We start from the raw sequence: 25614 nt of genomic DNA on the forward strand, positions 1-25614 counted from the left end.
AATGACGACACTATCACAGGTTTCTGCCAGCTACTCCCTTGAGTAGTACTATTATATCAAAATTTGAAAAGTTTTCAATCATTAAAATTCGATGAAGGTGGACTAAATTTGAATTTTCCCGCAAAAACCAGTATAATGAAAGAATATTACTTATACTGAAAAGGAAGTTTGATGAAACAATCAATCTCAAATCTCAAGTTAGCTGAGCGTGGTGCCATTATCAGTATCTCGACCTACTTATTCTTGTCTGCGGCAAAATTAGCAACTGGTCATCTACTTCATTCATCCAGTTTGGTAGCGGATGGTTTCAATAACGTATCCGATATTATCGGAAATGTTGCTCTTCTGATTGGCATTCGGATGGCTCGCCAGCCTGCAGACCGTGACCACCGCTTTGGACACTGGAAGATTGAAGATTTAGCTAGTTTGATCACTTCCATCATCATGTTCTACGTTGGCTTTGATGTGCTTCGGGATACCATTCAGAAAATTCTCAGTCGGGAACAAACGATTATCGATCCTCTGGGAGCATTTCTAGGAATCATTTCTGCAGCGGTTATGTTTGTCGTTTATCTCTATAACACACGCCTCAGTAAGAAATCCAAATCCAAAGCTCTAAAGGCAGCAGCTAAAGATAATCTTTCCGATGCAGTCACCTCGCTTGGTACTTCCATTGCTATCCTAGCCAGCAGTTTTAATTATCCGATTGTGGATAAATTAGTCGCTATCATCATCACTTTCTTTATCTTAAAGACAGCCTATGATATCTTTATCGAATCGTCCTTCAGTCTTTCAGATGGTTTTGATGATCAGCTACTAGAAGACTACCAAAAGGCCATAATGGAAATTCCAAAGATTAGTAAGGTCAAGTCCCAAAGAGGGCGTACCTATGGTAGCAATATCTACCTTGATATCACGCTGGAGATGAATCCTGATTTATCAGTCTATGAAAGTCACGAAATTGCAGACCAGGTCGAATCCATGCTAGAAGAGCGTTTTGGAGTATTTGACACCGATGTCCATATCGAACCTGCTCCTATACCTGAAGATGAAATTTTAGACAATGTCTACAAAAAACTACTCATGCGCGAGCAATTGATTGACCAAGGAAACCAACTAGAAGAACTCCTTGCTGAGGACTTTATCTATATCCGTCAAGATGGAGAGCAGATGGATAAAGAGGCCTATAAGGCTGAAAAAGAACTTAAAGCTGCAATTAAGGACATTCAGATTACCTCCATTAGTCAGAAAACCAAGCTCATTTGCTATGTGTTAGATGGTATCATCCATACCAGTATCTGGCGTCGCCATGAGACTTGGCAAAATATCTTTCATCAAGAAACCAAAAAAGAAGAATAGAAAAATCCTGTCGTAATGACAGGATTTTTCTATTCACCTAACTATCAAACTCACTTAGATATTCATAGCGTTCGTATTTTTCAAGAAGTGCCTCGTTTTTCTCATCCAGTTCTTTTTGAAGAGTAGCCAGTTTACCAAAGTCAGAACCATTGGCCTGCATTTCCTCTTCAATAGCAGTGATACGATTTTCCAAGGCTTCAATATCGCCTTCAATGCTTGCCCACTCCTGCTTTTCTTGGTAAGTCATGCGTTTCTTGTCTTCTCGAACCTTGACGACTTTTTCCTTTTCAACTTTTTGCACTTGATTGGCCATCTCTGTTTCAAAGACTTTTTCATCAAGATAGTCAGTATAATGACCAAAGAAAGGACGAATCTTGCCATCCTCAAAAGCGAGAATCTTGGTCGCTACCTTATCCAGGAAATAACGGTCGTGGCTAACTGTCAATACTGGCCCTGCAAAGCTCTGCAAGAAATTCTCCAAAACTGTCAAGGTCGCAATATCCAAGTCATTGGTCGGCTCATCCAAGAGAAGAACATTTGGTTTTTCCAAAAGCAATTTGAGAAGATAGAGGCGTTTTTTCTCGCCACCAGACAATTTCTCAATCAAGGTTCCATGCGTCGAACGCGGAAAGAGGAACTGCTCTAGCAACTCAGCGATGGAAGTCGTAGAACCACCGCTAGTCTTGACCTCTTCTGCTACTTCCTGCAGATAATTGATGACCCTTTTGCTTTCATCCAAGCCTTCGATTTGTTGAAAGAAATAGGCGATACGAACGGTTTCCCCAATCACAACTCGACCTGCTGTCGGCTCAAGACTTCCTGCAATCAGATTAAGCAGGGTGGATTTTCCAACACCGTTGTCACCAACGATACCGATACGGTCTTTGGCCTGCACCAAGAGGTTAAAATCTTGTAAAATCGGCTTGTTCTCATAAGCGAAGGAAACATCTTTAAACTCGATGACCTTCTTACCAATCCGACTGGTCTCAAAGTTCATGGTTAAGTCTGACTCAGTAGGATTATCTGAAACTTCCTTTTTCAAGTCGTGGAAACGATTGATCCGAGCCTGCTGCTTGGTCGCACGCGCTTGCGGTTGTCTGCGCATCCAGGCTAATTCTTGCTTATAGAGTTGTTCTTTTTTGTGGAGAAGTGCTGCATCACGCTCATCTTGTTCTGCCTTGAGGCGAACATAGTCCTGATAATTTCCTTGATACTCGGTCAATCCTGCGCGATCCAATTCGAAAATCCGTGTTGATAAAGCGTCTAGGAAATAGCGATCATGGGTGATAAAGAGAACTGTCTTCTTGGAATTTTTCAAAAAGAGGGTCAGCCACTCGATGGTCGCAATGTCCAGGTGATTGGTCGGCTCGTCCAGAAGCAAGAGGTCGTGGTTTCCTAGGAGAACTTGCGCCAACTGAACCCGTCTTCTCAGACCGCCTGACAGTTCCCCAACTGGAGTGGACAAGTCCTGAATACCCAACTTACTGAGAACGGTCTTGACCTGACTCTCGATTTCCCAAGCTTGGAGAGAGTCCATCTCAGCCATGACGCGTTCCAAACGAGCCTGCTTGTCCTCACTGTAGTTGAGCATGATCAACTCATACTCACGAATCAACTGGATTTCCTTGAGGTCGCTGGAGAGAACCGTATCCAAGACCGTCTTGCTATCATCAAAATCAGGATCCTGTGTCAAGTAGCCAATCTTGTAGTCATTCTTAGCTGAAAAAGGACTGACATCCCCATCAAAGCCAGAAACGCCAGAAAGGACGTCTAAAAGGGTGGTCTTACCAGTCCCATTGACACCTATCAGACCGATTCTGTCCAAGTCATGGATGATAAAAGAAATATCCTTAAAAACGGTCTTGTCACCAACGGATTTGCTTAGTTTTTCAACGATAAAATCACTCATTTTTTCTCCCTCAGGTAAGCATGGATTGCTTGACGATCATTTTCCAATTCTCCATCGACAATGGCAAACTCAATCTTTGTTAAAATCTCTCCCAAGTCTGGTCCTGGCTGGTAACCATATTCCTTAATCAAAATTCCACCGTTAATCTGAATTTCTTTCTTGTCATGAATGGTCAAACTATGGTAAGTTTCTTTGATGGCTTGTGGGTTGACTTCCTTTCCTTGGGCCTGACGAAGACTTTCAGCTTGTAGAAGGGAATCCAAGTCAAAGCGGTAACAATCACGCTTGCTCAGCTCTCCTTCTTCTCGCAAAGTCAAAATAGTCAGCAAATCCTGAACCTGCTTAGCAAACTGGCGTGAGGTTTTCCAAGCTTTCAAAAATGGCTGTGCATCTTTAATCTCCAAAGCCCACAATAGAGCCGCCCAGGCTTGTTCAGAGGATTCAAAAGTGAGATCAGCCTCTAAATCAAACAGTCCGTTGAGCTTGTCTTGGCTTCCTGCCATATCTGGAAGATAGTCATAAGCTTGACTTTCAATCATGGAAGCCAGACCAACTCGCCAAAAAGGTGCCAGCAAGAGTTTATCAAACTCAACGAAGGTGCGCTCTACAGAAATTTTCTCCAAAAGCGGCGTCAAAGTCTTCATCGCCTCAAAAGTTTCTGACTCAAGTTTAAAACCGAGACTGGCCTGAAAACGGAAACCACGCATAATCCGCAAAGCATCTTCGTTGAAACGCTCACTAGCCACTCCAACTGCTCGCAAGACTTGGTTTTCCAAATCTTCTAAACCATGGAACAAGTCAATGATTTCACCTGTCTCATCCAAAGCGAAGGCATTGACTGTGAAATCACGGCGCTTGAGGTCTTCTTCTAGCGAACGCACAAAGGAAACCGCACTGGGTCTACGGTAGTCCACATAGACATCTTCGGTCCGAAAGGTCGTCACTTCATATTCCTCGTCCCCATCTAAAACTAAAACAGTTCCGTGCTCGATTCCAATATCGGCTGTGCGGGAGAATATCCGCTTGGTCTCCTCTGGATAGGAAGAGGTCGCAATATCCACATCATGGATGGGACGATGGAGGAGGGCATCTCGAACAGAGCCCCCAACAAAATAGGCTTCAAAACCTGCTTCTTTAATTTTTTCTAATACTGGTAAAGCCTTCTGAAATTCAGAAGGCATTTGTGTTAATCTCATAATAAGTGTTCTAATCCATAGACAAGCTCATGACGCTTGACAACTTCTTTGATTCCCAAATTCACCCCTGTCATGAAGGAGCTGCGATCATAGGAGTCATGACGGAGGGTCAATCCTTCTCCCTGATTGCCAAAGATGACTTCCTGATGGGCTACCAAGCCTGGTAGACGAACCGAGTGGATCCGCATGCCATCAAAGTCAGCACCACGGGCACCTGCAATCAATTCTTCCTCATCAGGCGCACCTTGTTGGATAGACTCTCGCACTTCCGCCATCAGCTCAGCCGTTTTAATAGCTGTTCCGCTCGGAGAATCTTTTTTCTTGTCATGATGGAGCTCGATAATCTCCACATTTGGGAAATATTTGGCAGCCTGCGTCGCAAATTGCATAAGCAAGACAGCCCCCATGGCAAAGTTAGGGGCAATCAAGCCACCCAAATCTTGTTCACGGGAAAATGCTTTTAGTTCTGCAATTTCTTCACTAGTGAATCCTGTTGTTCCTACGACAGGAGCAAAGCCATTTTCAAGAGCAAAGCGTGTATTTTCGTAGGCAACGGCTGGTGTAGTAAAATCTACCCAAACATCCGCTTCAACACCAGCCAAGTCAGCCTTATCATTGAAGACAGGAATCCCCTGCCACTCTGACTCAGACTCAAAAGGATCCAAAACTGCGACCAAGTCCAAGTCTGGATCAGCCAAGACCATCTGACAAGCAGCTTGGCCCATCTTTCCCTTAAAACCGGCAATAATTACTCGAATACTCATCTCTACTCCTGTCTAAGATACAAAGCCTGTAAGAACACAAAGTGAAAATAGGTGTTCTGATCAAGGAGTGTCTACTCCTTGGAAGAACTATCTTTTTCACACAGGGTTCCAGGCGTGTTCAATTATCAAGATACAAAGGACGTTAGCTGCCCATGAAAAATAGGGAATGGCGCTGACTTTCTACGAAAGGCAAGACAGGCATCTTTTTTCAAGAGGCAGGTAGGTCGTGTTCAATTTCTAAGACACAAAGTCTGCAAGAACAATTTAGACGATTGGTGTATAGCTCAAGGCGATGCTACCTTCTCCAAGGTGGGTCCCAATGACACTACCAAAGGTTTCAATTGGAATTTCAGCAGTCACACCACTCTCCATCAAAAGCTGACGTAAATCCGCTGCCTTTTGAGGAGCGTTCCCATGGATGACTGTGATACGGTAGTTCCCATCTTTTGTCAACTCCTTGATGATTTCCACCAAACGTTTAATTGCTTTCTTTTCTGTACGAACTTTTTCGTAAACTTCAATCACTCCTTGGTCATTAAAATAGAGGATAGGCTTGATACTGAGGAGATTTCCTAGGATGGCTGCACCATTTGACAGACGTCCTCCCTTAACCAAGTGATCAAGGTCGTCTACTATGATAAAGGCCGAGTTGTCAGCGATTTGGATAGCCAATTTCTCCTGAATCTGAGTAAAATCATCGCCTTTTTCTGCCCATTCAAAGGCACTCTCTACCATAAATCCTAGAGGATCACTTGTGATATGGGTATCCGGAAAGGCAATGGTCAAACCTTCATACTCGTCCAACAGGTATTGGATATTCTGATAAAAGCCTGAAATTCCTGACGAAAGGAAAAGGCCCAAGACATGGGTATAACCCTCTTCTTTCAAGGAACATAGAGTCTCATCCAATTTGGCAATACTTGGTTGACTAGTTTTAGGCAATTCTACAGACTGAGCCATTTTTTGATAAAATTCCTCAGCAGTCAGATTGACACCTTCAACATACTCCTCTCCATCAATATTGACAGGAATATCCAAGATAAAAAGATTCTCTCTTTGCAGCGTCTTCTCCTCTAAATAGGCTGAAGAATCTGTAATGACAGCTAATTTCATGACTAAAACTCCAAATTGATCCCTGGAAGATCCAAGGCGATTTCTGTTACTTCATACGTCAAACGATTGAGCATGTTCAAACATGGACGTGCCAAGGTTTCGACTTCTTCTTGGTTAAATTCGCTTGGTTCGTTGACAATACGACCTTCCACATGGTTAACTTGGGAAATCGTTCCGCTGATGACAAATTTGTCAAAGACAATCATGAAGCTCAAGATAACGACAAGCGAAGTCACTTGATTTTCTTGGTCATGTTGGAGCAACTGAAAGTTCACGTCTACCTTGGTTTCAGGAGCTCCATTTTCATTTTCCCATTCAAAGTTACGAGCATCAAAGTGATACTGGCTAACAAATTCTTGTTCTCGTTTAAGATTCATTTTTCTCTCCCATTGCTACAATTTACTATGCAATTGTACCACATTTTTATCATTTCATCTAGTTTTCTAGGCTTTAGTCAATTCCGATTTCATCTTTAACAACAGCAGCAATCGTATCTACATAGTAATTGACTTCTTCTGTTGTAGGTGCCTCTGCCATAACGCGCAAGAGAGGTTCGGTTCCACTTGGGCGGACAAGGATACGACCGTTCCCTGCCATTTCTTCTTCCATCTTTTCGATGATTGTCTTGATAGCTGGTACTTCCATGGCTTTCTCTTTCATGGCATTTTCCACTCGGATATTGACCAGTTTTTGTGGGTAAATTGTCACTTCTGATGCTAGTTGAGACAAGCTCTTGCCTGTTTCTTTCATGATCTTAGTCAATTGAACAGCTGATAATTGACCATCACCAGTTGTATTGTAGTCCATCAAGATAACGTGGCCTGATTGCTCACCACCAAGGTTGTAGCCTGATTTTCTCATTTCTTCAACGACATAGCGGTCTCCAACAGCAGTCACTGCCTTGTTAATACCAGCACTCTCCAAGGCCTTATGGAAGCCAAGGTTAGACATAACCGTTGTCACGATGGTGTTTTGAGCCAACTGGCCTTTTTCAGAAAGGTATTTTCCGATGATGTACATGATCTTATCACCATCGACGATGTCGCCATTTTCATCAACAGCAATCAAACGGTCACTATCTCCGTCAAAGGCCAAACCAATAGCTGACTGGCTTTCTTTGACCACTTCTTGAAGAGCTTCTGGATGTGTAGAACCCACATTCAAGTTGATATTAAGACCATCTGGTGTTTCGCCAATAACTGTCAACTGGGCACCTAGATCAGCGAAAATCTGACGGGCACTTGTAGCTGCTGCACCATTGGCTGTATCCAAGGCAACTTTCATTCCCTCAAGAGGAGTTCCAGTTGAAACAAGGTAGCCTTCATACTTACGCAAACCTTCTGGATAGTCCACCAAGGTTCCCAAGCCCTCTGCACTCGGACGAGGAAGTGTGTCTTCGGCAGCGTCCAACAAGGCTTCGATTTCTGCTTCTTTTTCGTCATCAAGTTTGAATCCATCCCCACCAAAGAACTTAATTCCATTATCAAGGGCTGGGTTGTGACTCGCTGAAATCATGACACCCGCACTAGCTCCCTCAGTTTTAACCAAATAAGCTACTGCTGGTGTTGCAAGGACACCGAGTTTGTAGACGTGAATCCCTACTGATAGAAGACCTGCCACCAAGGCAGATTCTAGCATTTCTCCTGAGATACGTGTATCACGTCCTACAAAGACTTTAGGGGCTTCCGTTTCATGTTGGCTAAGAACATAACCACCAAAACGTCCCAGTTTAAAGGCCAATTCTGGCGTCAATTCTACGTTTGCTTCTCCACGGACTCCATCGGTCCCAAAATATTTACCCATTTTATTTATCATCCTTTTCTACTATTTTATTTAGTCCTGTTTAGACGAGTCTGGTTTCGTTTCTGAACTCGTTGAAGACGAACTGCTGGTTGAAGAGCCCGTTGACGAGGTCTTTGACGAAGAACTCGAGCTAGACGATACTGTTTTTGTTGTAATTTTCATAGTTGTGTCAAACGGCATAATGACGCTTGGTAAGACATTTCCATTTTTATCGACTGCTTGTAGAGGCACAGAGGACGAGTAGTTTCCAGTTATCCGTTCACTCGTCGGTAAGATGGCAATGACACGATCTACTTTGGAGAGGGTTTCCTCATCACTAATAACCGTTACTTTTTCATCTGATACAGTAACGGTATCGATTTTCACGCGAGAATCAATCTGACTAGGGTCAATCTCCGGCACAACAATGACATTGTCCCGTTTTGCTTTTTTACCGACCTTCACTGTTATCTTTTGCGGTGTCGCAACAGCCGTCAAACCGCTCGGAAGATTTTCAATGGTTAGAGGAACTTCGATGGTTCCTACACTGGCATCAGAAAGATCAGCCGTCACCTTAAATTTGCGGGTACTTTCCTGCATTTCGCTCGCCAAAGCAACTCTGTTTGACCCTGTCAGAAAGACGGTCACTTCAGATGTAAAGCCACTAATAAAATACTGATCTCTGTCGTACTGAATATCGATTGGGACATTAAGAACCGTATTGGTATAGGTTTCCGTCCGCACTTGTCTAGCACTATTATTATTCTGATAGTTTGTAGAAGTCGCATAGATAAAGAGGATGCAGGCGAAAAAGAAGGAAGAAATGATATAAAGACTATTTTTTCTCATGTTTCAATCCTCCTAGCAAGCGCTCTTTCAGACCTTGCTTTTTCTCTGATTTTGGAAGTAAGATTCTTCTCAATTCAGATTCAAACTCTTCCAAGGTCAAATCGTGCTTAAAGACTCCATTATAGGTGATGGAGATTCCACCCGTTTCTTCCGAAACCACAAAGGTAAGAGCATCTGACACTTCCGACAAACCAATCGCCGCCCTGTGACGCGTTCCAAACTCCTTGGAAATCCCGGTATCTTCAGTCAAGGGTAGATAGGCTGAAGTTACAGCAATTCGGTCTTCCTTGATAATGACAGCACCATCATGCAAGGGAGTATTGGGAATGAAAATATTGATAAGCAATTCAGCCGAAATTTTAGCATCTAAAGGGATCCCTGTCGAGATGTATTCCTGCAAGGTTCTTACTCGCTGAACCACTACAAGCGCCCCAATCTTACGAGGACTCATGTATTCAACTGATTTCACAAATGCACGAACCATCTGCTCTTCTGCACTAATAGGGGCATTGGAGAAGAAATCAGTAGCCCGGCCCAATCGCTCCAAACCAGTCCGAATCTCTGGTGAAAAGATAACCACCGCTGCAATCACCCCGTAGGTGATGATCTGATTGATCAACCAGGAAATAGTCGTTAAACCAATCATATTGGAAAGAATCTGGGCTAGAATAAAAACTAAGACTCCACGGACCAATATCATAATCTTGGTGCCTGCAATAGCTTTAGTAAAATGATATAAAATATAAGTCACAATGAGAATATCAATCAGATTGGTGACTATACTCCAAGGACTTGAAAACAAACTCGTCCAGTATTGTAAATTGGATAATTGTTGAAAATTCATCCTTGGCCTCCTCCCTGTCAAAACACTTTACTCATCATTATACCATTTTTTGCCCATTTTTTCCCTATCCTACCTCATTTTAAATTAAGCAAAAATATGATAAAATAAACTGATTAGAAAAAACAAAGGAGAAATCATGTCTCAACTCTATGATATTACCATTGTAGGTAGCGGTCCTGTCGGGCTCTTTGCTGCCTTTTACGCCCACCTACGCCAAGCCAATGTTCAAATCATCGACTCCCTTCCCCAGCTCGGTGGTCAACCAGCCATCCTCTACCCTGAAAAGCAAATCCTTGACGTGCCAGGTTTTCCAAACTTAACTGGGGAAGAGCTGACCAATCGCTTGATTGAACAGCTAAACGGCTTTGATACCCCTATTCATCTCAATGAAACCGTTCTTGAAATTAATAAACAAGATCAAGGATTTACCATTACAACCAATAAGGGAAGTCACCTGACTAAAACCGTTATCATTGCTATGGGTGGTGGCGCCTTCAAACCACGTCCGCTCGAATTAGATGGCGTTGAAAACTATGAAAATATCCACTACCACGTTTCCAACATTCAGCAATACGCTGGCAAGAAAGTGACCATCCTTGGTGGGGGAGACTCAGCTGTGGACTGGGCTCTGGCTTTTGAAAAGATTGCCCCAACTACCCTTGTTCACCGCAGAGATAACTTCCGCGCCTTGGAACATAGTGTGCAAGCCTTGCAAGAATCATCTGTAACTATCAAGACACCGTTCGTCCCTAGCCAACTTCTCGGAGATGGAAAAACACTCGATAAACTAGAAATCACCAAAGTCAAATCAGATGAAACCGAAACTATCGAAGTAGACCATCTCTTTGTCAACTATGGTTTCAAATCATCTGTTGGCAATCTTAAAAATTGGGGTCTGGATCTCAACCGCCACAAGATTATCGTCAATAGCAAGCAAGAATCCAGCCAAGAGGGTATCTACGCCATTGGGGACTGCTGCTACTATGAAGGTAAGATCGATTTGATTGCGACAGGACTGGGTGAAGCTCCAACAGCTGTTAACAATGCCATCAACTACATCGACCCAGAGCAAAAAGTGCAACCAAAACACTCGACCAGTTTATAAAAAAAGAACCACGGATCAACGATTCGTGGTTTTATAATTCATCTGCTATTTTATTGATTTTTCTGAGTCTGTGGTTGACACCACTTTTGGTCAGGGGATTGCTCAAGCTATCTGCCAACTGCTGGATAGAGTAGTCCGGATGCTGAATCCGCAACTGTGCTACCTCTTGTAAATCCACGGGTAAATTTTCCAAACCCATTCTATCTTTGATTTTACTGATATTATTAATGGTCTTCATACTAGCAGAAACCGTTCGAGCGATATTAGCTGTCTCGGCATTATTGGCTCGATTGAGATCATTACGGGTTTCACGTAAAATCTTGACGCGCTCAAAATTATCACGCGCCTGCATGGCCCCAATCACAATCAAGAAATCCATGATGTCTTCTGCCCGTTGGAGATAGGTAACTGCACCTTTCCTGCGCTCAATGACCTTGGCGTCCAGCAAAAACTGCTGAAGGAGAGAGGCCAGTCCTTGGGCATGGTCTAGATAAACGGAACTAATCTCCAACTGGTACTTGCCAGACTCAGGATCTCGGATGCTGCCATTTGCCAGAAAGGCACCACATAAGTAAGCACGTCCAGCTTCTTCATCTGCTAAAATATCAGGATCAATGCCTGTCTCCAAACCAAAGAAAGAATCCGCAAGTCGCAAATCAGCTAAAAGCTCCTGCACTCTCTCATCGGTATAGACCGTGTAAACACGATTCTTGCGAAGATTGCTTCTCTGATGGTGACGAATTTCTGACTTGATGTCATAAAAATGGAGAAAAGACTCATAAAGATGACGAGCTAACTTGGCATTTTCAGTCACGACGGACAAGGTCAGGCCTGAAGTAGAGAGACCGATACTGCCAGACATCTTGATGATGGCCGATAGTTCATAACGACTGAGATGGTGTTGACCAAGAATTTCTTCTTTTACTGCAACTGTGAAACTCATTTTCTCACCTGTATAATGCGCATCAATTCATCTACAATCAAATCGCCATCATGGAAGGCACCTCCATTTTCCAAACGAAGGAAGTTGGATGAAATCACACGAGGAACCTGTTTGCAAAGACCAGCAAAGTCATGCTCTACCTGAACTAAATATTCATCAAAACGGTTGGTATCCATGTATTCTCTAGGAACCTTCTCGATATTAACCAAGACCGTATCAATAAAAGGTCGACCTAAGTGTCGATGGAGGACTTCCACGTGGTCACTGTCTGAAAAGTGCTCTGTTTCCCCACGCTGGGTCATGATATTGCAGACATAGGCGATTTCCGCCTTGGTCTCCAAGAGAGCCTGCCCAATCTCCTCAATGACAATATTTGGCAAAATCGATGTAAAGAGGGAACCAGGCCCCAAGACGATCATATCACTCTCGAGGATAGTATTGACCACTCGACGGCTGGCTTGGGGTGTTTCATCATCCAAGGTATTGGTCACATAGACATGGTCGATCATACCGGGATGATCTGCAATGTGGCTCTCACCTGCCACCTCAGAACCGTCTTTAAAGACTGCATGCAGTGTCAGAGGCTGATCGCTTGATGGATAGATTTTTCCTGTTGTGTGGAAAAAGAGACTTAGCAGCTGCATGGCATTGTAAGTGGACCCTTGCATTTCAGAAAGTCCTGCTATAATGATATTTCCTAGAGGATGACCCGCAAAAGCTCCAGCCTCTTCAGAGAAACGGTACTGAAAAACCTTCTCATAAAATTTAGGCATATCCGACATGGCTACCAGAACATTGCGAAGATCGCCTGGTGGTGTCAGCTGTTGGATATTCTTTCTTAGCTCACCAGAAGAGCCACCATCATCAGCTACCGTTACGATGGCTGCGATATCAACATCCTTTTCTCGCAAGCTTTTCAAAATGACGGGGATACCAGTTCCTCCACCAATTACCGTTATCTTTGGTTTTCTCATGAACGGTTTACCGTTTCCTTTCTTCTGTCTTTGTCACGATGGCTTTCATTGACAGGCCAGTTTTTAGCAAGGTCCTCAGCGATTCGTTTTGCAAAGGCAACACTACGGTGTTGTCCACCTGTACATCCTACTGCAATGGTTAAAACAGACTTGCCTTCTTTTTTGTAACTTGGCAAAATGGGCTCAATCAAGGCGAGTAAGTGCTGATAAAAACTTTCAGACTCTTCATGATTCATCACATAGTCATAAACTGCTTGATCCTCACCTGTCTGATTACGGAGTTCAGGGAGGTAGTATGGATTTGGCAAGAAACGGACATCAAAGACCAAGTCTGCATCGATCGGGATACCATACTTGAATCCAAAAGACATGACTTCGATACGGAAAGACTGGGCTTGTTCTTGGTCTGAAAATTGCTCTGCAATGGTTTTACGCAGTTCACGCGGAGTGAGTTCGGTCGTATCCACCACATTTTGACTCATGTTTTTCAAAGGTGCTAGGAGTTCGCGTTCCAGCTTGATGCCATCTAAAATCCGACCATCAGCAGCTAGAGGGTGACTTCTTCTAGTTTCCTTATAGCGTGCCACCAATTCCTTATCTGCTGCGTCTAAAAAGAGGATTTTGAAGTCCAAATCGTCTTGGTTTTCCAATTCATCCAAAACAGCCTGAATCTCTGAAAAGAAGGAACGGCTCCGCATGTCCACAACCAAGGCCAGTTTGTGGTCATCATCCTTGGTCTCTACCAACTGCAAAAACTTTGGCAAGAGGGCTGGTGGCATATTGTCAATAGTGAAATATCCCAAATCCTCGAAGGACTGAATGGCTACCGTTTTCCCTGCGCCACTCATCCCTGTCACAATCACCAGGTGAAGTTGTTTCTTTGTCATCTATCTCTCCTTATATCAAAAAAAGTTCGGCAGAGCCAAACTTCAACTAGCTTATCCAATCTCTGCGATCACTTCAATTTCGACTTTTACATCCCGAGGAAGACGTGCAACTTCCACAGCTGAACGAGCTGGAAATTCCTCTTTAAAGGCAGTCTGGTAAACCTCGTTAAAAGGAACAAAGTCATTCATATCGCTCAAGAAGCAAGTTGTTTTGACAACATGGTCAAAGTCTGTTCCTGCTTCAGCCAAAATAGCACCGATATTTTTCAAGACTTGTTCTGTCTGTTCTTGGATCGTTTCTCCTACAATTTCTCCAGTTTCAGGAGATAGGGGAACTTGACCGCTCGCAAACAAAAGATTGCCAACGATTTTTCCTTGAACATAAGGTCCGATTGCTTTTGGAGCTTTGTCTGTATGAATTGTTTTTGCCATTTCTTTCCCTCACAATTTTTCTAATATTGCATCCCAAGCCTGATCCATCCCTGCCTTGCTGACAGATGAAAAGAGGATGAAGTCGTCACTTGGGTCGAAGTTTAATTTCTTTTTGATTGCTGATTCGTGCTTGTTCCACTTACCGCGAGGAATCTTGTCCGCCTTGGTCGCAACGATGATAACCGGAATCTCATAATACTTGAGAAATTCGTACATCTGCACATCATCTGCTGACGGGTCATGACGAAAATCCACCAGACTGACCACAGCACGGAGATTTTCCCTAGTCGTCAGGTACTCCTCAATCATGCGCCCCCACTTTTCACGTTCCTTTTTGGAAACGCGGGCATAGCCATAACCTGGTACATCCACAAAGCGCATCTTGTCATCAATGTTAAAGAAGTTGAGTAACTGGGTCTTCCCAGGTTTTCCTGATGTACGAGCAAGATTTTTGCGGTTCAACATGGTGTTGATAAAGCTAGACTTGCCGACATTTGAACGCCCTGCAAGGGCAATCTCTGGCAGTTCATCCTGCGGATAGTGGGACTTGTTTGCCGCACTGAGCAGGATTTCAGCATTGTGTGTATTGATTTCCATAGTCACCTCTAGGCTGTTTCTAGGATTGGTTTTTCCGTTCCATCGACAGCTTCTTTCGTGATGCGGACCAATTTCACATTTTCTTGACTTGGCACTTCAAACATAACGTCTAGCATGGTTTCTTCAATGATCGAGCGAAGACCACGCGCACCAGTTTTGCGTTCGATAGCCTTATTGGCAATCTCTTGAAGGGCTTCATCGTCAAATTCCAATTCAACGTCATCATAAGAAAGCAAGGTTTGGTATTGTTTCACCAAAGCATTTCTTGGCTCTTTCAAGATGCGAACCAAGTCATCGACCGTCAATTGCTCAAGAGCAGCAAAGACTGGCAAACGTCCAATCAACTCAGGAATAATACCGAATTTTTGAATATCTTCCGCGATGATTTCTTGCATGTAGGAGCTTTTTTCGTCAATCGCCTTGTTATTTTGGCCGAAACCGATGACTTTTTCACCCAGACGTTGTTTAACAATTTCTTCGATGCCATCAAAGGCACCACCCACGATGAAGAGGATATTTTTAGTGTCCACCTGAATCATCTCTTGTTGTGGATGTTTGCGTCCACCTTGAGGCGGCACGCTAGCGACAGTTCCCTCGATAATCTTGAGAAGAGCTTGTTGTACCCCTTCACCCGAAACATCACGTGTGATAGACACATTCTCACTCTTCTTGGCAATCTTGTCAATTTCATCCACGTAGATAATCCCACGTTCTGCACGTTCGATGTTAAAGTCAGCGGCCTGCAAGAGTTTGAGGAGGATATTTTCCACGTCCTCACCCACATACCCAGCCTCAGTAAGAGCTGTCGCATCTGCAATAGCAAAAGGTACATTCAAGCTCTTAGCCAAAGTCTGAGCCAAGAAAGTTTTCCCAGAACCAGTTGGACCAATCATCAAAATGTTTGACTTCTGCAAATCCACATCTTCTGACTCTTCACGAGTATCGTGGAAATTGATGCGTTTGTAGTGGTTGTAAACTGCCACTGCCAAGGCACGTTTGGCACGATCTTGACCGATCACATAGTGGTTTAAGATATTGAGGAGTTCGATTGGTTTTGGTACTTCAGACAAGTCTGCCAAAACTTCCTCGGCCAACTCCTCCCGAATGATTTCCTGGGCCAACTCCACACATTCATTACAGATAAAGGCGTTGTTCCCAGCGATTATTTTCTTTACTTCTTCTTGGCTCTTGCCACAAAATGAGCAATAAACCATCATATCATTTTTCCTATTTGTAGGCATGATTTCCTTCCGTTCTATATTTTCATTCTATCTAAAATAAGGTCATATAAAAAGCGTGGACACTGTTTACTAGATTGGTAAAAGCATTCAACCAGAGTAAGGCAGACAGTCCATAGCGCTTCTTACGAAAAGCCTGTGCTCCAGTCAAAATACAGATTACACACAAAAAAGCTGTAAAAAATCCAAATATACTGCGCTCCATTAGACTTCCTTTCTCTTTCGGTATTCGATGGTAAAATCATAGTCGTTTTTCTCATCTCGGGTGTAAGATTTGCTTGCTACTGTCTCAAAACGAGACAAGTCAAACGCCTCAGGGAAATAGGTATCTCCCTCCACCTGAGCATGAATCTGTGTCACGATGATTTCATCTAAATAAGGCTCAAAAGCCTGAAAAATCTGCTTTCCGCCAAGGATATAGAGATTTTTTTCCTGACTCTGATACCACGCTAAAACAGACTCCACATCTTGAAATACGAGCGCCCCATCTATGACTTCTTCGCTATTGCGCGTTAAAATCAAGGTTTGGCGTTTGGGAAGCAGACGACGCCCCATTCCATCAAAAGTCACTCGTCCCATCAAGATGGCGTGGTTCAAAGTTGTTTCCTTAAAATGTTGTAATTCTGCTGGCAAATGCCAAGGAAGACGGTCTTCTTTACCAATTACACCTTTTTCATCTTGGGCCCAAATGGCTACGATTTTCTTTGTCATGCTTCCATCCTTTTTATTGATACTACTATTTTATCAAAAAACTCCTAAAAAGACTGTTTTGAAACGCGCGCAAAAGAGAGAAAAGGAGCAGGCTTCATTTAGCCTGCTCCTCTCGTGCCTAGGACATATATTTTTTTGCTTCTGATTCAATTCTTTCGACTACTTCTTGGATACTCAATCCAGTTGTGTCGAGGTAAACTGCGTCCTCTGCTTGTTTGAGAGGCGAGGTTTCGCGATGACTATCTTTGTAATCACGTGCCGCAATCTCTTCTTTCAGAGTTTCCAGGTCCGTCTCAATCCCTTTAGCAATATTTTCCTTGTAACGACGCTCTGCTCTTTCATCAACCGAAGCAACTAGGAAAATCTTGAGTTCAGCTCGTGGTAAAACAACTGTCCCGATATCACGGCCATCCATGACGATACCACCTTGCTGGGCAATCTCTTGCTGGAGCGAAACCAGTTTCTCACGCACCTCAGGAATGGCAGCAATGCTTGAAACCTTGTTGGTCACTTCATTTTCACGGATAGGATGAGTGATATCCACATCCCCTACAAAAACAAGTTGATCACCTGTTTCTGAACGTCCAAAACTAATGGGATGTTGATCAAGCAATTCCAAAAGTTGCTCTACTTTTCCTGCATCCAACTGGTGTTTGAGCGCTATATAAGTCGCAGCACGGTACATAGCGCCCGTATCAAGATAAGTGTATCCAAAATCTTTAGCGACAATCTTTGCAACCGTACTCTTACCACTGGAAGCTGGGCCATCAATAGCAATTTGAATTGTCTTCATTCCCGACTCCTATCTTGTCTTGATCACATCACCTGGATTGGCAAACCAAGATCCAGATGACATATGAGAAGGATTTAACGCTTCCAACTGGGCAATGGAAATCCCTGCACGTTGAGCAAGAGCTGCCTCACCCTCTCCAGGATGCACAGTGAGTGTTCCTTCTCCTTCTGTGTGCTCTTCTGAACTGCTCTCTGAAGAAGTTGTTTCAGAAGACGATGTTTCTTCTACCTTGCTACTTGAAGATGACGATGCTTCTACTTTAGAACTTGAACTTGTAGAAGGAGACGATGTATCATAGAAGTCCTTCAAAGATGAAGTACGATTGCTTCCTCCGGTTGATAAGTAAATCAATACAACTACCATCGCTACAACAATCACAAAGAAGAGGCTAGCTAGAACGGTTAAGACACGATTCGCAACAGCACCTTTTCCTTTTTGTTTACGGCGACGACGCTCTGATCTTGATTCTTCCTCACTATTTTCATAGATATCTTCTTGCCATGGTTCCTTTGCCATACCTTACTCCTTGTATTTTTTAAACTTTCTTATTACAATATAAATATGAAACTCACACTTATACCTGAACGGTGCATCGCCTGCGGGCTTTGCCAAACCTATTCTGAACTCTTTGATTACCACGATAATGGAATCGTTCGATTTTGCGATGATCCAGTTGAATTGCAAAGAGAAATCGCTGAGAGCAGCGATGTTCTAGAGGCCATCAAAAATTGTCCTACACATGCACTTCTAAAAGATCCATCATAGTTTAAAAGGGAGATTGATTTTGTAGATTCTCTTTATCACTTTAATCCCTTCACCTACTAGTTTAGCATATTTCTAGGTAAAATTATAGTCTTTTCCGGTTATTTTTTCCTTCAAAAATAGAAAGATCACTTTTTTCTTTGATGAGGTAGAGTGGTCTTTTTTTGGTTTCTAGATAAATCTTACTGATATACTTGCCCAGAATTCCAATGGTCAGAAGTTGAATCCCCCCAAGAAAGAGAATGACAGCCATCAGAGAGGTCCAGCCAGATGTTGGATTTCCCAAAATAAGAGTCCGAAACACTACAAAAACAGTCATCATAAAAGAAATAAAACAAGATAGGAGTCCAGCTACAAAGGCTATACTCAAGGGGAAATCTGAAAAATTGAGAATCCCTTCAATCGAGTAGAAAAAGAGCTGTCTAAAACTCCAACTGGTCTTGCCAGCCTGTCGTTCAACGTTTGGATAATCAAGATAGTGCGTTTTAAAGCCCACCCAGGCAAAGAGCCCTTTAGAGAACCGATTGGACTCGGTCAGGGTTAAAATAGCATCTACCACAGACCTTCTCATCATCCGGAAATCACGGACGCCTGAGGGCAGAGCTACTGGGCTAATTTTTTGCATAAGGCGGTAAAAAAGATCAGCACAGAAACTGCGAAAGAAGGGTTCTCCCTCCCGACTAGTTCTCCGTGTCCCAACACAGTCCAAGTCTGCATTTTGGTCTAGTAAGGCTTTCATCTCAAGTAGCATACTAGGGGGGTCCTGGAGGTCTGCATCCATCACGACCACCAGGTCTCCAGTCGCATGCTGTAAACCTGCGTACAGAGCTGCCTCTTTCCCAAAATTTCGTGAGAATGAGACATAACGTACCGCAGGATTTTGCTCCCGATAGGCCTTCAAAAGCTCTAAGGTCCCATCGCTTGAGCCATCGTCTATAAAGACATACTCGACCTCTGCTCCCAAGTCAGGAAGCAAATCTTCAACAGACTGATAAAAAAGAGGAAGTACTTCCTCTTCATTTAAACAGGGGACAATGATCGAAATCATCATCCTAGTCTTCAAATCCATTTGGATGCTTACTTTGCCAACGCCATGCGTCTTCACACATTTTCGTGATATCAAATTCTGCTTCCCATCCGAGTTCTGCTTTGGCTTTTGCAGGATCTGAATAGCAGGCAGCGATGTCTCCTGGGCGGCGTTCTACGATGCGGTAAGGAATTGGATGTCCCACTGCTTTTTCCATATTTTGAATAATTTCAAGAACAGAGTAGCCTTTGCCTGTTCCAAGGTTATAAATGTTAAGGCCAGACCCTTTTTGGATTTTTTGAAGAGCTGCAACGTGACCTTTAGCCAAATCGACAACGTGGATATAGTCACGAACACCAGTTCCATCTTCCGTATCGTAATCGTCTCCGAAGACTTGCACTTGCTCTAATTTCCCAACAGCTACCTGAGTCACATATGGTAAGAGATTGTTTGGAATTCCATTAGGATTTTCTCCCAAGTCTCCACTTTCATGCGCTCCGATTGGGTTAAAGTAACGAAGCAAGACCACATTCCATTCTGAGTCTGCTTTGTAGATATCAGTCAAGATTTCTTCTAGCATGAGTTTGGTACGACCGTAAGGGTTAGTCACTGAAAGTGGGAAATCTTCTAAGATTGGAACTGTGTGAGGATCTCCGTAAACTGTCGCAGAAGAGCTGAAGATGATATTCTTACAGTTTGCTTCTTCCATAACTTTTAAAAGACTAAGAGTTCCAGCGATATTGTTGTCATAGTAGGCAAGAGGGATACGTGTTGATTCACCTACAGCCTTCAAACCAGCAAAGTGAATGACACCAGTCGGCTCTTCCTGCTTGAAAACATCTCTGAGGGTATCTGTGTCACGGATATCTGCCTCATAGAAAGGCACCTCAACTCCTGTAATTCTCTCAACAACTTCTAAACTTTTTCTGTTACTATTAACAAGGTTATCCACTACAACCACTTGATGACCTGCTTGGATCAATTCAATAACAGTGTGGGTTCCGATAAATCCAGCACCACCAGTTACCAAAATCTTTTCTTGCATCTTTTTTCCTCGATTCTCGGATTATTTTTTCTTATTTTATCATTTTTGATAGGGAATGTCATTTGACATCCTAAACTATCTGCTAAAATTTCAGTAAAATCTTATTCACTTTTTACTCGTTTGACATAGTTTGCAATTGGATAGTTTACTGGGTCCAGAATCAATTCCTTGTCTTGGATCAGTTGAGCTAAGTGGTAACCAATGATAGGACCAGTTGTGAGGCCTGAGGAACCTAGTCCACTAGCCGCATAGACACCTGCTAAGCCAGGTACTTGCCCAAAGAAAGGGGAGAAATCACTAGTGTAGGCACGAATTCCCACACGCTCACCCGATGATTTCACTCCTGCCAAGGCTGGATAGTGAGGCAAGGCCACATCCTCCATTTGTTGGAGCAAGGTTTCATCTACTGTCAAATCAAATCCCATGTCATTTTCATGAGTAGCGCCTAAGGACAATTTTCCACCTGCAAAAGGAATCAAATCCCACTCCCCTTCTGGCATAACAACAGGGTAAGATTCCATATCTAGGGCAAGTTGATAATCTCGGAGCTGTCCCTTTTGGGGACGAACATCTACCTCATATCCTAAAGGCTCCAAAATGTCTCCCAACCAAGCTCCCGTTGCCAAAATAACCTGGTCAAATACCTCTTCACCAATCTGGTAACCTGATGCTAAAGGTGTCAGACTCACTTTTTCTTTGACATGCTTGACCTGACTGACTTCTAGCAAACGAGTCACTAAGAGGTGGCCATCTACTCTCGCTCCACCAGAAGCATAGAGCAGGTGGTCAAATCCCTGCAAACCAGGGAATAATTCATTTGCAGACGCTTGGTCCAGAATAGCTAACTGGCCTATCAAGGGAGATTCTTCTATGCGCTGGAGGGCTAGTTCATAGAGTTCTTCCAACTTGGATTCGTCCTTTTTCAAGAGAAAAACTCCCGAACGCTGGTAAAAGTCGATTTCCTGACCAGACTTTTCTAAATTAGCCAATAAATCCACATAAAAGTCAGCCCCCAAGCGTGCCATCTTGTACCAAGCTTTATTGCGGCGTTTTGAAAACCAAGGACTGATAATTCCTGCTGCAGCCTTGGTTGCCTGACCTTGTCCATGGTCAAAAACGGTCACCTCTAGGTCGCTTTCTTTTGAGAGATAGTAGGCAGCTGTTGCTCCCACAATCCCTGCTCCAATAATGGCAACTTTTTTCATTGTCTTCACCTTCTAACTAGATATGGTGGAAAGGATTAGTCGATACCTGACTAGGCAAGATATCAATAGTCCAGCCCTTTTCTGACTTCCATTGAGTAAGGAGTGCTGCGATTCTTTCCACAAAGAGAACTTCAATATAGTGGCCTGGGTCCAATGCCAACAAGCCATCAGACAGCATATCCTGAGCAGTGTGGTAGTAAATATCACCAGTGATGTAGACATCTGCCCCCTTTGCCAAAGCATCAGGATAGAAAGACTGACCACTACCACCGCAAATGGCAACTCTTGAAATTTCCTTCTTCAAATCACTCTCTTGATAATGTACCATTCGAAGACTATCTAGACCAAAGACTTGCTTAACATGCTGGGCCAATTCCCCAAATGTCTGAGGCTGAATATTTCCAATACGCCCAATCCCACGTTCTGGACCTGTCTCCTGTAGATAAGTCGTCTCCTCAATACCTAGCATCTGACAGAACCAGTCATTGAGGCCATTCTCGACAATATCGATATTCGTATGACTGACATAAACTGCGATGTCATGCTTGATGAGGTCGATGTAAATCTGATTTTGCGGACGGCTGGCGACCAAGTCCTTGATAGGACGGAAAATCGGCGCGTGCTTGACGATAATCAAATCCACATCCTTTTCAATGGCTTCAGCCACCGTCTCTTCACGAATATCGAGAGCAACCATGACCCTTTGGATATCCTTGTCCAAAGTGCCGATTTGCAGGCCACGACTGTCCCCCTCCATTGAGAATTCCTGAGGGCAAAAGGCTTCATAAGCTCTAATTACCTCACTTGCTAGCATGGAGCACCTCCTTGATGGCTTGAATTTTATCTACAAGAACTTGACGTTCTTCTATATTTTTTTCTGGGATTTGGCTAAGAGCAAATTCTAGCTTAGCAGCTTCCTTTTGCCATTTTTGGAAAAAGACTGGGCCGACTTCTTTGGACAAGAAGGGACCAAAGCGGACATCGCTTGCTGATAGCTTCATTTGTCCTGCTTCCACCACTAGAATTTCATAAAACTTACCTGCTTCTTCTAGAATACTTTCGGCCACAATCTGAAATCCGTGCTCTTGTAACCAGAGACGCAAGTCGTCTTCACGATTATTGGGCTGGAGGATTAAACGTTCTACATTCGCAAGCTTATCCAAACCTTCTTCTAGAATCGTTGCAATCAAGCGCCCGCCCATACCGGAGATGGTGATGACCGATACTTGGTCTGCCTCTTCAAAAGCTGCCAAACCATTGGCTAAACGGACTTGGATTTTCTCCTTTAGACCGTAAGCCTCAATATTTTTAATCGCAGACTGGTAGGGGCCATCCACCACCTCACCAGCAATAGCAGCTTCAATTTGGCCTCTCTCGACCAACTCGATAGGCAGATAAGCATGGTCACTCCCCACATCAAGTAACACAGCACCTTGGGGCACAAAGGACGCCACCAATTCTAATCTCTTTGAAATCATCTTCTCTCACTTTCCAAAACTCTGTTACCTCTTATTATACCACATTTCATACTCTTCAAAAATCAAATTCAAACCGCGTCAACGTCGCCTTGCCTTACTCAAGTACAGCCTGCGGCTAGTTTCCTAGTTTGCTCTTTGATTTTCATTGAGTATCAGCTAGCAATCTTGCACCTAAAAAGACCGCAATCCACAGATTGCAGCCTTTCTTTATTTTCTGGATTGGTAACGACTAGTTAGAATGAAAATCACGGTAAAGACCAACATCATGGCCCCATAGACAGGCAATGTTTGTCCTGTTAAGGTCGAAATTTCAAGCAACTTTTGGATCATTGGGAAAAGAGCTGTGGCTAGGAAGCCCCCTACTGACCAGACAATCAAGAGGACACGCCAGAGGGTGAATGGCATGCAGGCTCTAAATACGGATAAGAAACCGATTGACCCAAGGAGATAATAGAGGAGGGTTGAGATTTCTAACTCAGACCAACCTTGGCTCGTTCCAAAAATTTTCACTAAGAGAACGCTGAAGACGACCATAAGAGCACTTGGTAGGGCACGAAGCATGGATCTTCTGAGGAAATTTGGCTCGACAGGCTTGATATTTCTCTCAAAAGTCAGAACGAATGGCGGAAAACCTTCCACAAACTGGTCGATCATGGTAATCTGAATTGGAATGAAAGGGAAAATCAAAATCCACTCAGACCGCCCTAGTAAAACACTAGCAATACAAATCACCGCAAGCAAGAAGGAATAGATGGTCTTTATCAAGAAAATCGGTGCAATATGGGCAATGTTATTGACCACACGACGACCTTCAAAGAGAATCTCAGGAACATCATTAAAGTCTGAGTTCAAGAGAACCAGATTGGCAATCTGACGTGTTGCCGGATCTCCTTCTGCCATTACAATCGAACAGTCTGCTTCACGAAGAGCCAGAATATCATTGACACCGTCCCCCGTCATAGCTGTTGTATGCCCCGCTTTTTTCAGCGTTTGGATGATGAGTTTCTTTTGATGAGGGGAAACACGTCCGAAAATGGCTGTTGCCTCAGCTATAGCAATCAATTCCTCATCCGTGATTTTTGAGCAATCAACATAGCTTTGATAGTCCGCAAATCCAGCCTTCTGGGCAATGCTGGATACAGTGACCGGATTGTCACCAGAGATAATCTTGAGTCCTACTTCCTGAGAACGGAGATAGTCCAGCGTCTCAGCCGCTCCTTCTCGAATGGGATCCAAGATCTCCAGCAGTGCCAAGGCCTGAATATCAGATGGTTTCTGTGGTTTGTGATGGTCTAGATTTTCCTGACTGAGAGCCAAGACCAAGACACGAGAACCTCGCTCCAAGGCCTCTCTAGCTTCTGGGATTTCAGAGTCCAACAACATCTCAGGTGCCCCTAAAAAAACCGTCCCCAAACCTTCTAACTCCATAGCTCCCCACTTACGGTCGCTTGAGAAAGGAAGATTCGAAAGCATAGGATAGGAAACCTGACCTTGGAAACGCTGGCGAATGGCTTGGGCTGTTGGATTTTTATCCTCACTATGAGCTATGTAGCTGGTCAGAATATTAGTAATAGCCTTATCACCATAAGTTTCCGTCAGAGGAAGAACCGCCTCCACCTGCATCTTTCCTTGGGTGATGGTGCCCGTTTTGTCCAGACAGAGCATATCCACGCGCGCCAAGGTCTCGACAGAGTACATCTCCTGCACCAAGACCTTTTTCAAGCCCAGCTTGATTACCGCAGTCAAGAGCGAAGTGATGGTCAAAAGGGCGATTCCCTTAGGCAACATGCCCAAAAGGGCTGTCGACGAATTTACAACAGATGACTTGAGGGGCAAACCCTTTAAAATCAAGGCTTCTAACAAGAGAGCTAGACCAAAGGGAATGATAATCTTCCCAGTAAAACCGGCTAGCTTGTCTAGCGATTTCATGATACGGGAGTTGATTGGTTTCACTGTCTTAGCTTCCAGCATGAGTTTGGCAGCATAGTTGTCTGCCCCGACATGGTGAACTTGAGCCAAAACTGCGCCACTGGCTAAGAAACTCCCAGACAAAAGCAAGGCGTCAACTTCCTTTTGCACCAAATCACTCTCACCTGTTAACATGGCTTCATTGACCTCCGCAAAGCCATCCAGAACCAAGGCATCACTAGGAATCTGCTCCCCAGCAGACAGACGAATAACATCACCCTGCACCAATTCTTCAGGATCGAGAGCGACTTCTTGACCATCACGAATGGTTTTGACCTTTTCCTTGGTCATAAGATTGAGCTTATCCACCATATGTTTGGCCCGTAGCTCAGTCACAATCCCTGAAAAAGCGTTAAAGCAGATAACAGCAAAGAAGACCAGATTGCTCCAAGCCTGCACAAAGACCAGCGCTAGAGCAATAACAAAGTTCAAAGCGTTAAAAAGTGTAAAAACATTTCGTTTGATGATTTGCCAAGTACTGGTACTGGCCGAAGCGGTAAAGTCATTGACCAAACCTTGAGCCTGTCTTTCCTTGACTTCTCTTTGGGTTAATCCCATTATCTTATTTTTATCCATAAATTCTATCATATCATTTTTTCTAGCAGATTTCTAATCCTATCCAAAAACTGTCCA

26 protein-coding genes are annotated in these 25614 nt (G+C 43.6%); 3 read left to right on the top strand and 23 right to left on the bottom strand.

Going from position 1 to position 25614, the window contains the following annotated elements; translation table 11 throughout:
• Window positions 1-171: 171 nt before the first annotated feature.
• The gene (mntE, locus tag AC4ME5_RS03150; protein WP_491799877.1) at window positions 172-1359 is read left to right on the top strand and encodes a CDF family manganese efflux transporter MntE; all 1188 of its coding nucleotides are present in this window, start codon (window positions 172-174) and stop codon (window positions 1357-1359) included.
• Window positions 1360-1396: 37 nt separating this feature from the next.
• On the opposite strand, the gene AC4ME5_RS03155 is transcribed toward mntE, so the two are convergent.
• From AC4ME5_RS03155 to cdaA, 8 genes are all read right to left on the bottom strand, one after another.
• The gene (locus tag AC4ME5_RS03155) at window positions 1397-3268 is read right to left on the bottom strand and encodes an ABC-F family ATP-binding cassette domain-containing protein (RefSeq protein ID WP_491799879.1); all 1872 of its coding nucleotides are present in this window, start codon (window positions 3266-3268) and stop codon (window positions 1397-1399) included.
• On the bottom strand, window positions 3265-4464 hold the full coding sequence (locus AC4ME5_RS03160) for a CCA tRNA nucleotidyltransferase (protein ID WP_491799881.1): 1200 nt from the start codon (window positions 4462-4464) through the stop codon (window positions 3265-3267). Before AC4ME5_RS03160 ends, AC4ME5_RS03155 begins: the two co-directional genes overlap by 4 nt.
• Window positions 4461-5228, bottom strand: a complete 768-nt coding sequence (gene dapB, locus AC4ME5_RS03165) for a 4-hydroxy-tetrahydrodipicolinate reductase (RefSeq protein WP_268704040.1) — start codon at window positions 5226-5228, stop codon at window positions 4461-4463. Before dapB ends, AC4ME5_RS03160 begins: the two co-directional genes overlap by 4 nt.
• A 264-nt stretch (window positions 5229-5492) precedes the next feature.
• On the bottom strand, window positions 5493-6341 hold the full coding sequence (locus AC4ME5_RS03170; RefSeq protein ID WP_268704039.1) for a DegV family protein: 849 nt from the start codon (window positions 6339-6341) through the stop codon (window positions 5493-5495).
• A gap of 2 nt (window positions 6342-6343) precedes the next feature.
• The gene (locus tag AC4ME5_RS03175) at window positions 6344-6718 is read right to left on the bottom strand and encodes a DUF1149 family protein (RefSeq protein WP_001050092.1); all 375 of its coding nucleotides are present in this window, start codon (window positions 6716-6718) and stop codon (window positions 6344-6346) included.
• Between the two features lie 73 nt (window positions 6719-6791).
• Window positions 6792-8144: a phosphoglucosamine mutase gene (gene glmM, locus AC4ME5_RS03180; protein WP_167265693.1), complete on the bottom strand. Its 1353-nt coding sequence runs from the start codon at window positions 8142-8144 to the stop codon at window positions 6792-6794.
• A 30-nt stretch (window positions 8145-8174) separates the two neighbouring features.
• The gene (locus AC4ME5_RS03185) at window positions 8175-8972 is read right to left on the bottom strand and encodes a CdaR family protein (protein ID WP_491799885.1); all 798 of its coding nucleotides are present in this window, start codon (window positions 8970-8972) and stop codon (window positions 8175-8177) included.
• The gene (cdaA, locus tag AC4ME5_RS03190) at window positions 8959-9816 is read right to left on the bottom strand and encodes a diadenylate cyclase CdaA (protein ID WP_001011078.1); all 858 of its coding nucleotides are present in this window, start codon (window positions 9814-9816) and stop codon (window positions 8959-8961) included. Before cdaA ends, AC4ME5_RS03185 begins: the two co-directional genes overlap by 14 nt.
• Before the next feature lie 136 nt (window positions 9817-9952).
• Between cdaA and AC4ME5_RS03195 the strand changes: the two genes are divergently transcribed.
• Complete coding sequence (locus tag AC4ME5_RS03195; protein WP_491799887.1) at window positions 9953-10921, top strand: NAD(P)/FAD-dependent oxidoreductase; 969 nt, start codon at window positions 9953-9955, stop codon at window positions 10919-10921.
• Window positions 10922-10952: 31 nt separating this feature from the next.
• On the opposite strand, the gene whiA is transcribed toward AC4ME5_RS03195, so the two are convergent.
• The 9 genes from whiA to AC4ME5_RS03240 form a co-directional block, all read right to left on the bottom strand.
• The gene (gene whiA / locus AC4ME5_RS03200; protein ID WP_491799889.1) at window positions 10953-11864 is read right to left on the bottom strand and encodes a DNA-binding protein WhiA; all 912 of its coding nucleotides are present in this window, start codon (window positions 11862-11864) and stop codon (window positions 10953-10955) included.
• Window positions 11861-12838: a YvcK family protein gene (locus tag AC4ME5_RS03205; RefSeq protein WP_001231059.1), complete on the bottom strand. Its 978-nt coding sequence runs from the start codon at window positions 12836-12838 to the stop codon at window positions 11861-11863. Before AC4ME5_RS03205 ends, whiA begins: the two co-directional genes overlap by 4 nt.
• A complete protein-coding gene (gene rapZ / locus AC4ME5_RS03210) occupies window positions 12835-13725 on the bottom strand; it encodes an RNase adapter RapZ (RefSeq protein WP_000163039.1) in 891 nt (296 codons plus the stop codon). Before rapZ ends, AC4ME5_RS03205 begins: the two co-directional genes overlap by 4 nt.
• A gap of 51 nt (window positions 13726-13776) precedes the next feature.
• Window positions 13777-14157: a RidA family protein gene (locus tag AC4ME5_RS03215; RefSeq protein WP_001140420.1), complete on the bottom strand. Its 381-nt coding sequence runs from the start codon at window positions 14155-14157 to the stop codon at window positions 13777-13779.
• 9 nt (window positions 14158-14166) lie between these two features.
• Complete coding sequence (yihA, locus tag AC4ME5_RS03220; protein ID WP_049489756.1) at window positions 14167-14754, bottom strand: ribosome biogenesis GTP-binding protein YihA/YsxC; 588 nt, start codon at window positions 14752-14754, stop codon at window positions 14167-14169.
• Window positions 14755-14762: 8 nt separating this feature from the next.
• Window positions 14763-15995, bottom strand: a complete 1233-nt coding sequence (gene clpX, locus AC4ME5_RS03225; RefSeq protein ID WP_045592370.1) for an ATP-dependent Clp protease ATP-binding subunit ClpX — start codon at window positions 15993-15995, stop codon at window positions 14763-14765.
• Window positions 15996-16196: 201 nt separating this feature from the next.
• Window positions 16197-16703, bottom strand: a complete 507-nt coding sequence (locus AC4ME5_RS03230) for a dihydrofolate reductase (protein WP_491799893.1) — start codon at window positions 16701-16703, stop codon at window positions 16197-16199.
• 118 nt (window positions 16704-16821) lie between these two features.
• Entirely contained in the window at window positions 16822-17496 is a 675-nt protein-coding gene (cmk, locus tag AC4ME5_RS03235; RefSeq protein WP_491799895.1) for a (d)CMP kinase, read from the bottom strand.
• Between the two features lie 9 nt (window positions 17497-17505).
• Entirely contained in the window at window positions 17506-18012 is a 507-nt protein-coding gene (locus AC4ME5_RS03240; protein ID WP_491799897.1) for an SAG1386/EF1546 family surface-associated protein, read from the bottom strand.
• A gap of 45 nt (window positions 18013-18057) precedes the next feature.
• Here AC4ME5_RS03240 and AC4ME5_RS03245 point away from each other — a divergent pair, with 45 nt between their 5' ends.
• On the top strand, window positions 18058-18261 hold the full coding sequence (locus tag AC4ME5_RS03245) for a ferredoxin (protein ID WP_162278922.1): 204 nt from the start codon (window positions 18058-18060) through the stop codon (window positions 18259-18261).
• Between the two features lie 82 nt (window positions 18262-18343).
• On the opposite strand, the gene AC4ME5_RS03250 is transcribed toward AC4ME5_RS03245, so the two are convergent.
• The 6 genes from AC4ME5_RS03250 to AC4ME5_RS03275 all read right to left on the bottom strand — a co-directional run bounded on the left by AC4ME5_RS03250 (window position 18344) and on the right by AC4ME5_RS03275 (window position 25557).
• Window positions 18344-19309 (bottom strand): glycosyltransferase family 2 protein, encoded by a 966-nt coding sequence (locus tag AC4ME5_RS03250; protein WP_491799899.1) that lies wholly within the window; start codon window positions 19307-19309, stop codon window positions 18344-18346.
• A gap of 1 nt (window position 19310) precedes the next feature.
• Complete coding sequence (galE, locus tag AC4ME5_RS03255) at window positions 19311-20330, bottom strand: UDP-glucose 4-epimerase GalE (RefSeq protein ID WP_007521251.1); 1020 nt, start codon at window positions 20328-20330, stop codon at window positions 19311-19313.
• A gap of 101 nt (window positions 20331-20431) precedes the next feature.
• The gene (locus AC4ME5_RS03260; RefSeq protein WP_007521249.1) at window positions 20432-21535 is read right to left on the bottom strand and encodes an NAD(P)/FAD-dependent oxidoreductase; all 1104 of its coding nucleotides are present in this window, start codon (window positions 21533-21535) and stop codon (window positions 20432-20434) included.
• A 16-nt stretch (window positions 21536-21551) separates the two neighbouring features.
• Window positions 21552-22349, bottom strand: coding sequence for a Nif3-like dinuclear metal center hexameric protein (locus tag AC4ME5_RS03265; RefSeq protein ID WP_491799902.1), 798 nt, complete (start codon window positions 22347-22349; stop codon window positions 21552-21554).
• Window positions 22336-23013, bottom strand: a complete 678-nt coding sequence (locus AC4ME5_RS03270; RefSeq protein ID WP_491799904.1) for a tRNA (adenine(22)-N(1))-methyltransferase — start codon at window positions 23011-23013, stop codon at window positions 22336-22338. Before AC4ME5_RS03270 ends, AC4ME5_RS03265 begins: the two co-directional genes overlap by 14 nt.
• A 207-nt stretch (window positions 23014-23220) precedes the next feature.
• Window positions 23221-25557, bottom strand: a complete 2337-nt coding sequence (locus AC4ME5_RS03275; protein ID WP_491799906.1) for a cation-translocating P-type ATPase — start codon at window positions 25555-25557, stop codon at window positions 23221-23223.
• Window positions 25558-25614 lie beyond the last annotated feature (57 nt).

The organism is Streptococcus sp. A69, assembly GCF_058556195.1.

What these genes read in the sequence shown, in the direction of transcription:
- mntE (WP_491799877.1), top strand. Translation starts at nt 172, where the DNA reads ATGAAACAATCAATCTCAAATCTCAAGTTAGCTGAGCGTGGTGCCATT.
- AC4ME5_RS03155 (WP_491799879.1), bottom strand. Translation starts at nt 3,268, where the DNA reads ATGAGTGATTTTATCGTTGAAAAACTAAGCAAATCCGTTGGTGACAAG.
- AC4ME5_RS03160 (WP_491799881.1), bottom strand. Translation starts at nt 4,464, where the DNA reads ATGAGATTAACACAAATGCCTTCTGAATTTCAGAAGGCTTTACCAGTA.
- dapB (WP_268704040.1), bottom strand. Translation starts at nt 5,228, where the DNA reads ATGAGTATTCGAGTAATTATTGCCGGTTTTAAGGGAAAGATGGGCCAA.
- AC4ME5_RS03170 (WP_268704039.1), bottom strand. Translation starts at nt 6,341, where the DNA reads ATGAAATTAGCTGTCATTACAGATTCTTCAGCCTATTTAGAGGAGAAG.
- AC4ME5_RS03175 (WP_001050092.1), bottom strand. Translation starts at nt 6,718, where the DNA reads ATGAATCTTAAACGAGAACAAGAATTTGTTAGCCAGTATCACTTTGAT.
- glmM (WP_167265693.1), bottom strand. Translation starts at nt 8,144, where the DNA reads ATGGGTAAATATTTTGGGACCGATGGAGTCCGTGGAGAAGCAAACGTA.
- AC4ME5_RS03185 (WP_491799885.1), bottom strand. Translation starts at nt 8,972, where the DNA reads ATGAGAAAAAATAGTCTTTATATCATTTCTTCCTTCTTTTTCGCCTGC.
- cdaA (WP_001011078.1), bottom strand. Translation starts at nt 9,816, where the DNA reads ATGAATTTTCAACAATTATCCAATTTACAATACTGGACGAGTTTGTTT.
- AC4ME5_RS03195 (WP_491799887.1), top strand. Translation starts at nt 9,953, where the DNA reads ATGTCTCAACTCTATGATATTACCATTGTAGGTAGCGGTCCTGTCGGG.
- whiA (WP_491799889.1), bottom strand. Translation starts at nt 11,864, where the DNA reads ATGAGTTTCACAGTTGCAGTAAAAGAAGAAATTCTTGGTCAACACCAT.
- AC4ME5_RS03205 (WP_001231059.1), bottom strand. Translation starts at nt 12,838, where the DNA reads ATGAGAAAACCAAAGATAACGGTAATTGGTGGAGGAACTGGTATCCCC.
- rapZ (WP_000163039.1), bottom strand. Translation starts at nt 13,725, where the DNA reads ATGACAAAGAAACAACTTCACCTGGTGATTGTGACAGGGATGAGTGGC.
- AC4ME5_RS03215 (WP_001140420.1), bottom strand. Translation starts at nt 14,157, where the DNA reads ATGGCAAAAACAATTCATACAGACAAAGCTCCAAAAGCAATCGGACCT.
- yihA (WP_049489756.1), bottom strand. Translation starts at nt 14,754, where the DNA reads ATGGAAATCAATACACACAATGCTGAAATCCTGCTCAGTGCGGCAAAC.
- clpX (WP_045592370.1), bottom strand. Translation starts at nt 15,995, where the DNA reads ATGCCTACAAATAGGAAAAATGATATGATGGTTTATTGCTCATTTTGT.
- AC4ME5_RS03230 (WP_491799893.1), bottom strand. Translation starts at nt 16,703, where the DNA reads ATGACAAAGAAAATCGTAGCCATTTGGGCCCAAGATGAAAAAGGTGTA.
- cmk (WP_491799895.1), bottom strand. Translation starts at nt 17,496, where the DNA reads ATGAAGACAATTCAAATTGCTATTGATGGCCCAGCTTCCAGTGGTAAG.
- AC4ME5_RS03240 (WP_491799897.1), bottom strand. Translation starts at nt 18,012, where the DNA reads ATGGCAAAGGAACCATGGCAAGAAGATATCTATGAAAATAGTGAGGAA.
- AC4ME5_RS03245 (WP_162278922.1), top strand. Translation starts at nt 18,058, where the DNA reads ATGAAACTCACACTTATACCTGAACGGTGCATCGCCTGCGGGCTTTGC.
- AC4ME5_RS03250 (WP_491799899.1), bottom strand. Translation starts at nt 19,309, where the DNA reads ATGATGATTTCGATCATTGTCCCCTGTTTAAATGAAGAGGAAGTACTT.
- galE (WP_007521251.1), bottom strand. Translation starts at nt 20,330, where the DNA reads ATGCAAGAAAAGATTTTGGTAACTGGTGGTGCTGGATTTATCGGAACC.
- AC4ME5_RS03260 (WP_007521249.1), bottom strand. Translation starts at nt 21,535, where the DNA reads ATGAAAAAAGTTGCCATTATTGGAGCAGGGATTGTGGGAGCAACAGCT.
- AC4ME5_RS03265 (WP_491799902.1), bottom strand. Translation starts at nt 22,349, where the DNA reads ATGCTAGCAAGTGAGGTAATTAGAGCTTATGAAGCCTTTTGCCCTCAG.
- AC4ME5_RS03270 (WP_491799904.1), bottom strand. Translation starts at nt 23,013, where the DNA reads ATGATTTCAAAGAGATTAGAATTGGTGGCGTCCTTTGTGCCCCAAGGT.
- AC4ME5_RS03275 (WP_491799906.1), bottom strand. Translation starts at nt 25,557, where the DNA reads ATGGATAAAAATAAGATAATGGGATTAACCCAAAGAGAAGTCAAGGAA.